Origin of the sequence: Bradyrhizobium sp., assembly GCF_030693485.1 — a bacterium.
GTDB lineage: Bacteria > Pseudomonadota > Alphaproteobacteria > Rhizobiales > Xanthobacteraceae > Bradyrhizobium.
In genome coordinates, this window is sequence record NZ_JAUYAN010000267.1 from 1 (window position 1) to 9,353 (window position 9,353).

Annotated in this window: 10 protein-coding genes and 1 pseudogene; 5 read left to right on the top strand and 6 right to left on the bottom strand. The window is 63.7% G+C overall.

Annotation, left to right across the window (positions count from 1 at the left end; translation table 11 throughout):
• Positions 1-204 precede the first annotated feature (204 nt).
• The 3 genes from Q8N40_RS19450 (at position 205) to Q8N40_RS19460 (ending at position 3,056) form a co-directional block, all read left to right on the top strand.
• Positions 205-1,950, top strand: coding sequence for an ABC transporter ATP-binding protein/permease (locus Q8N40_RS19450; protein WP_305712954.1), 1,746 nt, complete (start codon positions 205-207; stop codon positions 1,948-1,950).
• A gap of 22 nt (positions 1,951-1,972) precedes the next feature.
• On the top strand, positions 1,973-2,545 hold the full coding sequence (locus Q8N40_RS19455) for a hypothetical protein (protein ID WP_305712955.1): 573 nt from the start codon (positions 1,973-1,975) through the stop codon (positions 2,543-2,545).
• 355 nt (positions 2,546-2,900) lie between these two features.
• A complete protein-coding gene (locus tag Q8N40_RS19460; protein ID WP_305712956.1) occupies positions 2,901-3,056 on the top strand; it encodes a hypothetical protein in 156 nt (51 codons plus the stop codon).
• A gap of 266 nt (positions 3,057-3,322) precedes the next feature.
• Here Q8N40_RS19460 and Q8N40_RS19465 read toward each other — a convergent pair whose 3' ends face one another.
• The 6 genes and pseudogenes from Q8N40_RS19465 to Q8N40_RS19490 all read right to left on the bottom strand — a co-directional run bounded on the left by Q8N40_RS19465 (position 3,323) and on the right by Q8N40_RS19490 (position 8,375).
• Positions 3,323-4,459 (bottom strand): DUF2778 domain-containing protein, encoded by a 1,137-nt coding sequence (locus Q8N40_RS19465; RefSeq protein ID WP_305712957.1) that lies wholly within the window; start codon positions 4,457-4,459, stop codon positions 3,323-3,325.
• 234 nt (positions 4,460-4,693) lie between these two features.
• Positions 4,694-4,822: pseudogene (locus Q8N40_RS19470) on the bottom strand (DUF899 domain-containing protein); the annotation flags it as partial.
• Between the two features lie 206 nt (positions 4,823-5,028).
• Positions 5,029-6,534 carry a glycosyltransferase family 39 protein gene (locus Q8N40_RS19475; RefSeq protein ID WP_305712958.1) on the bottom strand — a complete coding sequence of 502 codons (1,506 nt, stop codon included), beginning with the start codon at positions 6,532-6,534 and terminating at the stop codon, positions 5,029-5,031.
• Positions 6,535-6,541: 7 nt separating this feature from the next.
• Positions 6,542-7,675 (bottom strand): glycosyltransferase family 2 protein, encoded by a 1,134-nt coding sequence (locus Q8N40_RS19480; protein WP_305712959.1) that lies wholly within the window; start codon positions 7,673-7,675, stop codon positions 6,542-6,544.
• Between the two features lie 269 nt (positions 7,676-7,944).
• Positions 7,945-8,139 (bottom strand): hypothetical protein, encoded by a 195-nt coding sequence (locus Q8N40_RS19485; protein WP_305318625.1) that lies wholly within the window; start codon positions 8,137-8,139, stop codon positions 7,945-7,947.
• 68 nt (positions 8,140-8,207) lie between these two features.
• A complete protein-coding gene (locus tag Q8N40_RS19490) occupies positions 8,208-8,375 on the bottom strand; it encodes a hypothetical protein (RefSeq protein ID WP_305318624.1) in 168 nt (55 codons plus the stop codon).
• A 318-nt stretch (positions 8,376-8,693) separates the two neighbouring features.
• Between Q8N40_RS19490 and Q8N40_RS19495 the strand changes: the two genes are divergently transcribed.
• Positions 8,694-9,020 (top strand): phasin family protein, encoded by a 327-nt coding sequence (locus Q8N40_RS19495; protein ID WP_305318631.1) that lies wholly within the window; start codon positions 8,694-8,696, stop codon positions 9,018-9,020.
• 154 nt (positions 9,021-9,174) lie between these two features.
• Positions 9,175-9,353, top strand: a 179-nt coding sequence (locus Q8N40_RS19500; protein ID WP_371135750.1) for a DUF72 domain-containing protein, incomplete at its 3' end; no start/stop codon positions are given.

Consider the following 9,353-nt stretch of genomic DNA (forward strand, 5'->3'; position numbering starts at 1 on the left):
CGAATTGACCCCCTGTGATCCCGTCACATAATGGCGCGGTCATGCCGGCCTCACGGCCGTGTCGAGACGCAAAAATCCGCACCGGCGCAGGGGGCTGCCGCCGTGAGGAGATCAAGCGCAAGCGAGAAACTGCAAGGCCTCGGATGAAAGGCGTCAACGGTCTCGTCGAGGCCGCGGTCGCGCATGAAGGGAAGCTCCCCGTCCATGAGGGCCGCTGCGCGCACGGCGCGTACATTCTTTTCGCTGGCCTTGCCGTATTTCCGGTCCGAGGACCGCTGGATCGCCGGCGCGCTGCTCGCCGGCATCGTCGTCGTCGAACTCGGCCTCGTTGCGATCCTCGTCGCCGTCAACGAGTGGAACAAGCGCTTCTTCAATGCGCTGGAGGGCCGCGACTGGAGTGCGGCCCAGCTGGAGCTGGCGGTGTTCTGCGTCATCGCGCTCGCCGCCGTCGTCGCCGGCACGCTGCAATATTTCCTAGGTCAGCGGCTGATCATCCGCTGGCGGCGATGGCTCACCGAACGCTATGTGGCTATGTGGATGGCGCACGGCCGACACTATCGCGTACGTCTGGTCGAGCCTGATGTCGACAACATCCACCTGCGCATCGCCAGCGACGTGCTGATCTTCCTCACCCGCACCCACGAGCTGTTCACCTCGCTGATCGGCAGTGTTGTCACCATTGTCTCGTTCGTGGCGATCCTCTGGTTCCTGTCGGCGACGACACCCCTGCCGCTATTCGGCGGCAATTTCGCCTTCGCCGGCTGGCTGATCGTCGTCGCCGCATCCTATGCCGTGATCGGCACGCTGTTCACGCACCTGATCGGCCGGCCGCTGATCCCGCTCAACTTCAGCCAGCAGCGCTACGAGGCGGATTTCCGCTTCGCCATTGCACGAGCGACCGACCAGTCCGAACCGGTGGCGCTGATGGGCGGCGAGGCAGTGGAGCGCCGCGAGCTGCGCCAGCGCTTCGGCAACCTCGTGCGCAACTGGACGAGACTTGCCAACCGCCAGAGCGGCCTGGTCGGCTTTATCGCCGGCTACGCGCGCATGTCGACGGTATTTCCGATCCTGGTGGTGACGCCGGCCTATCTCTCCGGTGCGATTACGCTCGGCGCCCTGGTCCAGACGGCGCAGGCGTTCCAGAATGTCGAGGGAGCGCTGGCCTATTGCATCAGCGCCTACAGCAAGATCGCCGAATGGAAGGCGGTGATGGACCGTGTCGCCCAGTTCGAGGCGGCAATGACCGCTGTCGATGTTCATCGCGCTCGCGAGACGGCGATTGACGTGACCTCGCGAACGGGCGAGGGGCTGCAGGTCGATGAGCTGGTGCTGCGGCTGCCGTCGGGGGCAGCGATGATGTCGTTCGATGCGCTCGAGCTGTCGTCCGGCGAACGGCTTCTGGTCGCCGGCGCCTCCGGCGCCGGCAAGTCGAGCTTCATCCGCGCACTGTCCGGTCTGTGGCCGCTCGGCGAGGGCGCAATAAGCCTGCCGGAGAACGCAAGAGTGTTCTCGCTGCCGCAGCGCGCCTACTTTCCGCTGGGCTCGCTGCGCCAGGCGATCGCCTATCCGACGCTGGTCGAGCATGCCGACGATGATGCGATCCGCGACGCGCTGCGCGCGGTTGGACTCGCACATTTGTGCGACCGGCTCGATGAGGAATCCGATTGGCCGGCGGTGCTGGCCGGCGGCGAGCAGCAGCGCGTCGCCTTTGCGCGCGCGCTGCTGGCAAAGCCCGACATCCTGCTGCTCGACGAGCCGGTCTCGGCGCTGGAGGAAGGAGACATCGACGCACTCTATCGGCTTCTGGCCGAGCGACTGCCGCAAGCGATCGTCATCTCCATCGGCCGCGCCGCACTGCTCGGTCACCTGCACGAACGTGCAATCCATCTTGAGCATGGCGTTGCCGTCGTGACCAAACCGCCGCCGCGTGCCGCCGCGCGCGCCGTATGATTTCTGGAAGGAGAAACCGAAGATGGCCGCCCTGAACTACTGGACCGACAAGTGGGACCTGCATGTCGACATCTGTCCGTGCGACGTGCACGTCAACGACTGGCTCGCGGAAAACGGGATCAGGAACAAGCTCATCTACCACTTCGGCACCGGCACCCATCACGTGATCGGCAAGGAGCAAGCCCAGAACGGGTCCGGCAACATGGTGTTCGGAATTACGGCGTCGATCGAGGAATACGAGGCCTACGTGAAGCTGGTCGCCGGCAATTCGAAGGTGGCGAAACGCTACGTCGCCTATTTCGGCGACATCTACCTCACCAATCCGCAATTGTTGCCGGACTTCGACGTGGTGACGATGGTGCACCTGTGCGAGTTTTTCTTTCCGAACACCGCCAGCGCCGAATATGGCGGCGTCGACGACCGCGGTCTGCTCGACATCTTCACCGCAAAGACCAGGCCCGGCGGGCATATCCTGTTCTACACCAAGTCGATAGCGTTCGAAAAAGCCCGGCCGATCGTCGCCCAATGGGAAAAGGAAGCGCCGGTGACTCGCGTCGGCGACTTCAAGACGCTGGCGGTGTACCAGAAGCGCTGACGTTCGCGCTGCTCCGCAGGATCCAGCACTGCCCGCATACCGCTTTCGCGCTTCATGAAGCTTCCGAAGCGACGATTGCTGACGTCCAAACTGGCTGCGTCGACGGAAGAACTGTTGCCGCTCAATCCCGCTCATTATCTTTTGGCAATGTGCGAACCAAACCCGCAACAACCCCCACCAACGAATATGCAGCTATCTTTCACAACGGAAAGAGCGCTGTGTAGAAAAACTTCCACTGCGAGCCAAATCGGCTGATGCCGAAGAAAGTCCAAGGACCATGCGCTTGAAAGTAGGCTTGATGATTGCTGGGCTAATAGTTGTTGCCACTACCCCCGCTCACGCATGGAGGAAAGACATGGGTAAAGACGGGTTCGGTAACGCTTGCTGGAGAGAATGCGAAACCATCAACGAGATCGCGTATTGCGGTGACAAGATCTGTGCGAAGATCAAGGCTGGCGACCGGCCTCCCCCGAACGGCACGATTGTCAAGATGCCCAAAGTCGTCAACTGATGGTGTTCGACTGACGGCCCTGACCTACCCGGGTCGGGGCCTGTTGTCCTGTTTGATGCCACGATATTTGGCAACATTCACGGTTGATGGATTCCGCGTGTAGGAGGCGGCAACCAGCGACCTCACTTCGGGTATCGCGATCCTGCTGGGCGCAATTTCCGCACCTCCGGTGGAACCTGCAAGCCGCGCACGATCACTCCAGGCGGAGAACACCCAGTTACAAGAAGATCGTGCCGCGCCAGGTGGCGTGAAGGCGATCCTCCCGCTCACTCCACCTTCGCCACCACCGCGATCCGCCGGATGCCGCCCTTGCGGTAGGCGTCGAGGAAAGCGTAGTAGTCCTTGAACGAGATGCAGCCGTTGGAATCGCCGCCGGGGCCGAGCATATAGGTATGCGCCAGCAGACCGTCGCGGTTGAAGATCTTGTCCTGGCCGCCGATCGGCGTCAGCCGCAGCGCCGGCACGCCGTGGAACAGCGCCTCGCGCGGCTTGAGGTCGTAGATGTGCGGCGGGGTCACGCCCTGCATTCGCACATGGGCATAGCGCACATCGTCCTTCTTGGCGCCGAGCCCGGAATGCGCCTCCAGCACGGTGCCGTCAGGCAGATAGACCTTGCGCGCCGCGATATCGTAGACCGCGGTCTCGCGATCATAGGGCGCCGATCCGCCGAGCATCGGGTTCTGCAGCTTCGGCAGGCTGCCGGTTGCGCTGACGTCGGCGGAAGCATAGGACAGCAACGATCGCGACGCCGGTTCCTTGCCCCACAGTTTTTCGACCATGTTGGGCTTGTCGGAGCCGATCGACATCACCGCGGCCTTGGCTCGCTGCGCCATGTCCTTGACGGCAGCCCCCGTGCCTCGGGCCGGCTTTGCCTCGGCGGCTGCCGGTGTGAGAGCGGCAACCTGGGTCGGCGGTTGTGACGCCTGTTTCGGTTTGGCGGCTTCGAGCAATTTCGGCACTTCGCCCGGCATCGCGACTTCTACGGAAGATGACGCCGAAGCCAGTTGCATGGTCGCGGCCTGCGGCGCTGGCGCTAGGCCCTGCGCTGCGGCAGCTCCAAAACGGTCGTTGAACGCCAGTGACGTGACAGATTCGATCGTCGCGGGCGCGGCGATGACCGGCGCAGGTTCAGGCAGCGCCGCGAACACATGGTTGACGATGGCCTGCGGAGTCCGCGCCGCCACCGACTGCTTCTGCGGAATCACCGGCGCATCGAAGTTTCCGCCGGCCATGGTCGGATAAATGCTGGCGCCGAAAACATTGGCATGAACAGTCCAGGCGCAGCCCAGCACCAGGCCGGCGACCGCGACGCCGCTGAAAATATGGTTAGCATTGGCTTTACGCGATGAACGCCGATGGTTCCTGGCCGCGACTTGCCTGGACGCACTCGTACTGTAACTCATTCGCCTCGTATCCAGACAACTTCCACTGAGTTCCTCTTCGCAGCACCGCATCACGATTTTCGATGCAGCTTCTCGCAGAGGTGCGGAGCGTCATTAGGGCGACTTTTAGTTAAATGCAGATTAAGTGCGGGCGGATGTGGGGCATGCAAACCACACGAGGCCGATGCGATGCAGCGGCCCCGTGTTTACGCGGGATTTTTCGCGAGTTCCGCATCAGTAGTTCAACTTCGGATATCAGCCGGTGCCGCGCCCTTCCGGCGTCACGTCGAGAATGGTCCATAGCGGCATCGGATCCGGCGCGCCGCGCGGATCCTGTCCGGGATCGGACGATGCGCCATTCATCTCGCCGCCCCAGAAATGCCTGGTTGCGGCAGCGCACGGCGCTGTTCCGCAACGCGCTCGAAGTGGCGGCGAAGCTCGATCCAATCGGCCAGCAGCGCCGCCCGATGAGATACTCCGGCGGGCGATCCAGTACTCCAGAGACGTCAGTGATAATCCGCGATAGCACGCTATTGGATACCCGCCTTCGCGGGGTATGACGAGTGTGCATAAGCGCCGTCGCGTCTCCCCTACTCCAGCTCCGGCGGCGGCGAGCGGTCGAGCACGCTGCCTTTCGGGCTCTCGAGCAGATCGATCCCATAGGTTTCGATCACCAGCGGTCCGCGCTTGCGGGTGAGTTCGGCTACCCGCTCGACGCCAACAAAATTTTCCATCTGATAGGACCCCGCACCTTGCCGCGCATCGCCGACGAACAACAGTTTGCCGGACAATTGCGCCGGAGACGGTTCGGGCATGTTGACCCAGCGAATGCGCTGGGTCGGCTGCACGACGCAAGTTCCCTTCGGCAGATAGAAGGCGAGCCAGCTGGTGGTGCCGTAATCCGGCGCCAGCACGCAGGTCGCGCCGGTGCGCAATCGCACCGCTTCGATCGCAGCGGCCAGTTCGCGCCAGCCGACGCCGACGCTGCGCACGGTGGCGTCGCGGCGGTAGCCGGTGAGTATGCCGGTATTGGCCTGCACGATCAGGAACGCAAACAGCGCAACTCCCACCGGCGAGGCCCAGCGCAAGCAGAAATCGGCGAGGCGCTGGCGCTGCCTGTCCCACCGCGTGAGGTGGGCGGCCACCGCGGCCGATATTGCCAACGCCGGATAGACCGGCGCGAACCAGTTGGCCTCGACGCGGGCGTGCAGCGAATGCCAGACGAAATACGCCACGATGGTCCAGAACATCGTGTTGACGAGCATGCGGGCGGCGAACGCGCCGGTAGTGCGCCAGGCCAGGGCGTGAAGCCCCATGGCGCCGAGAATGAAAACCAGCGGCGTTGCGAACGCGATCTGGGTCGGAATCAGCTCGGCGATGAAGGCCGGCCTGAAATTCTCAAATCGGGCGCGGCCGAACATCTGCTTGAGGAAGGAGACCCATTGGTGATCGGCGTTCCAGAGAATCACCGGCGCAAACACCGCCAGCGCCACCAGCCCGCCGAGATAGGGCCATGGCGAGATCAGCCAGCGCCGCAGCTTCGGCACCGCCACCAGCCAGATCAGAATCGCCAGGCCGAAAAACAGCGCCGTGTATTTCGACAGCAAGGCGATACCGACCGCGGCGCCGACCGCGAGCCACCATGCGCCGCGCCCGGTCTCCAGCACCTTGGCGAGAAACAGCAGCACGAAACTCGAGGCCACCAGCAGCGGCGCATCCGGCGTCACGATCATGGTGCCGACCGCGGCCATCATGGTGACGTTGAGCAGGATGGTGGCGGTGGCAGCCACCCGGACGCCGCCGAACAGGATCGCCGCGGCGCGATACACCGCAAAGCTCATCGGCAGCGCCAGCAGGATCGACGCCAGCCGCACCCCGAGTTCGGTGTCGCCGGCGATCATGGTGCCGGCACGGATCACGTAAGCGACGGCGGGCGGATGATCGTAGTAGCCACCGGCGAGATGTTTCGACCACATCCAGTAATAGGCTTCGTCGAACGTCAGCGGCGTCCAGCCGGCGGCGGCCAGCCGCAGCGCCACCAGCGCCAGCACCGTGAGAACCGTGTTGCGGGCGAGGCGCGCGTCGTTCGCACTCATTTTACGATCATCGCTTGCGCCAGACCAGCAGCCCGGACATCGCGTAATTCCACACCACGCCCATCAGCGCGCCCGCCGCCCCGGCTACCCACCAGTTCCATTCCTGATCGTAGACCGAAAACGCGACGCCGACATTGGCGACGAGGCCGACACCGCAGACCAGGTAAAACAGCAGCAGACCCCACAGGATGCCAAAGCCCTTCAGCCGCTGGTCGCGATAGGTGAGAAAATTGTTCAGGATGAAATTGGAGGTCATGGCGACCAGCGCGCCGGCCGCCTGCGCCTCGGCAAACGGAACGTCGAGAACCTTGTGCGCCACGAACAACGTCGTCAGATGCACGATGAGGCCGAGGGTGCCGACCATCGCGAACATCAAGAACCGCAGCGACACCACGTCATGGGTCAGCTTCGCCAGCACCAGGCCCAGGAAATCCAGCGCGACCATGGAATCGAGCTTGCTCTCGCCATGTATCCTGGTGCCGAAGGTGAACGGAATTTCCTTCACCCGCAATTCGCCGCGCGCGGTGGCGACGATATCGAGCAGGATCTTGAAGCCCTGCGTCGAGAGCTGCGGCGCCAGTTGCTCGAAGCGATCGCGGCGGATCATGAAGAAGCCGCTCATCGGATCGGCGATTTTCACCTTCAACACCCGTTTGGCCACTTCGGTGGCGAGCTGGCTGGCGCCCGCCCGCTGCTTGTCAAAGCTGTCGGCGCTGCCACCTTCGATGTAGCGGCTGCCGACCACGAGATCGAATTCACCGCCTTGCAGCAGCGCCAGCATCTTCGGCAGTTGGGTCTCGTCATGCTGCAAATCGGCGTCGATCACCGCGGCGTAGGGCGCGCTCGCGGCCAGGATGCCCTCGATGCAGGCGCCGGACAGGCCGCGCCGCCCGATCCGCCGGATGCAGCGGACGCGGTGATCCATCCGCGCCAGGCCGCGCACCACATCCCAGGTTCCATCCGGAGAATTGTCGTCGACGAACACCACTTCCCAGGCGATGCCGGCGAACGTCGCCTCCAGCCGCCGGTACAGCGTGGTGACATTGTCACGCTCGTTGAAGGTGGGCACGATAACCGAAAGCTGAGGCGCCACAATCGATTGCGGCGGGGTTTCGGGGCCCGGTCTGACGACTTCATTCATGCCGCCAGCGTATATCCGCAGCGCCGGGGGAAGCCAAGGGAACCGGGGCGCCAGGACAGAAATCAGCGCTCGGAGCGGCAAAATCGGCCAAAACAGCCCCTAAAATGCCAACGACCACCAACAGAGGGCGCGCGTACATCCGGCGCTGCCTGACTATTGAGTGGTCGTCCCAGCGCCGGAGCTATGAAGCGTCGACGTCGCCGTTAGAGACAAGATAGGAACGATCAGGCCGTTGCGCAAGGGGCCCGTCCCATCCCCGGGAAACAGGCTTACTGCGGCACATCACGCACCACCGGCCCCCGGACGACGGGCGCGGCGGGAACCGCGGCCTTCGGTGGCTGGATCGTTTGAACCTCTTTGGCCGGCTTGCCGCCCTGCCCGATCGGCCCGAACACGACCGCCGCCACCAGAACGACGGCGACGATGATGCCGCCCAGTATTTTTGCGATCGCTTCCGTGTCCATTCCGCTGCTTCCCTGATCGCCCGCCAAGCCCGGCTGATCCGCACGGGCCGTCCGTCCCCGCCGCCACCTTAAGCCCGTTTCTTCCGCTCCAGAAAGCGCCTCAGCCGCTGGTTGATGTCACCGCCGGCGGCCTCCCTTGCGGCCGCCTGATCGTCGCGAAGTCTTTGCACCGCCAGGGCGACTTCGGCGACCGCATGCTCGATGCGCCCAAGCTGCTGTTCGAACTCGTCAGCCATCGCCCATCCTAGCTTGGCGGCGCAGGCGCACAAGACGGCCGGGTTCCCGATTCTTGATGCCAACACACCAGCGCCCCGCTGGGAACAAGCCGCAAGCGCCATTTCCACGCAACCATGGCCGATTCGTGCCGGCCGTCTGAAACTACAGCAATGGAGATTTCCTGCATGTCCAAATCGAAGCAGAACAAGCCCGGCGGCAAGCCCGGCCAGCCGGCCCGAAAGCCCGATCCGGCGCGAAGCCAGAAGCCGGATCACGCGCCGGCCTTGAGCCTGAAGTCCGCGCCGCCGGCTGCTGCCCTCAGGCCCGTCACGGCAACCATCGCCGCACCGCCGGCCGCAGCCGCCCCCGACGCCTTCCCGGCCAGTGCCGCGGCGCCGGCCGACGCAGCTTCGATCGACATGCAAACCATCGCGCTGGCCTATGGCGAGTACACCCGGAAATCGTTCGAACAGACCAAGTCGTTCGTCGAGAAGCTCGCAGGTGTCCGCTCGCTCGACAAGGCGATCGAAATCCAGACCGAATTCGCCAAGCAGGCTTATGAGACCTTCGTGATGGATGCGCAGAAGATCCGCGAACTCTACAGCGGCCTCGCCAAGCAGACGTTTGAGGGCGCCGTGGCCCAGGTGATCCCGGCTGCGCGCTGAATTTTACGGTGCCTGCCCTGCCCCGATGCAGCTTGTATGAAGGAAGAGGCTCCGGTTTTCCGGGGCCTCTCTTCTGCGCGGGTGGCCAAGTGCGGCCGGCTTCAGTAGATTGCACCGGCAGCTTCATTGTCCCGTTGCTTGATGAGTTCAACCCGTGACCAAATCCCCCAAGAGCGCTTCGAAGAACGCCGGCCATATCTATATCGGCATCGGCGGATGGACCTTTGCGCCGTGGCGCGGGGTGTTTTATCCGGAGAAGCTGACGCAGGCGAAGGAGCTGGAATACGCGGCGTCGAAGCTGACCTCGATCGAGATCAACGGCACCTATTACTA

Excerpts from the sequence above, each read along its gene's own strand:
- Q8N40_RS19480 (WP_305712959.1), bottom strand. The coding sequence starts at position 7,675 with ATGAATGAAGTCGTCAGACCGGGCCCCGAAACCCCGCCGCAATCGATT.
- Q8N40_RS19450 (WP_305712954.1), top strand. The coding sequence starts at position 205 with ATGAGGGCCGCTGCGCGCACGGCGCGTACATTCTTTTCGCTGGCCTTG.
- Q8N40_RS19475 (WP_305712958.1), bottom strand. The coding sequence starts at position 6,534 with ATGAGTGCGAACGACGCGCGCCTCGCCCGCAACACGGTTCTCACGGTG.
- Q8N40_RS19485 (WP_305318625.1), bottom strand. The coding sequence starts at position 8,139 with ATGGACACGGAAGCGATCGCAAAAATACTGGGCGGCATCATCGTCGCC.
- Q8N40_RS19465 (WP_305712957.1), bottom strand. The coding sequence starts at position 4,459 with ATGAGTTACAGTACGAGTGCGTCCAGGCAAGTCGCGGCCAGGAACCAT.
- Q8N40_RS19490 (WP_305318624.1), bottom strand. The coding sequence starts at position 8,375 with ATGGCTGACGAGTTCGAACAGCAGCTTGGGCGCATCGAGCATGCGGTC.
- Q8N40_RS19455 (WP_305712955.1), top strand. The coding sequence starts at position 1,973 with ATGGCCGCCCTGAACTACTGGACCGACAAGTGGGACCTGCATGTCGAC.
- Q8N40_RS19460 (WP_305712956.1), top strand. The coding sequence starts at position 2,901 with ATGGGTAAAGACGGGTTCGGTAACGCTTGCTGGAGAGAATGCGAAACC.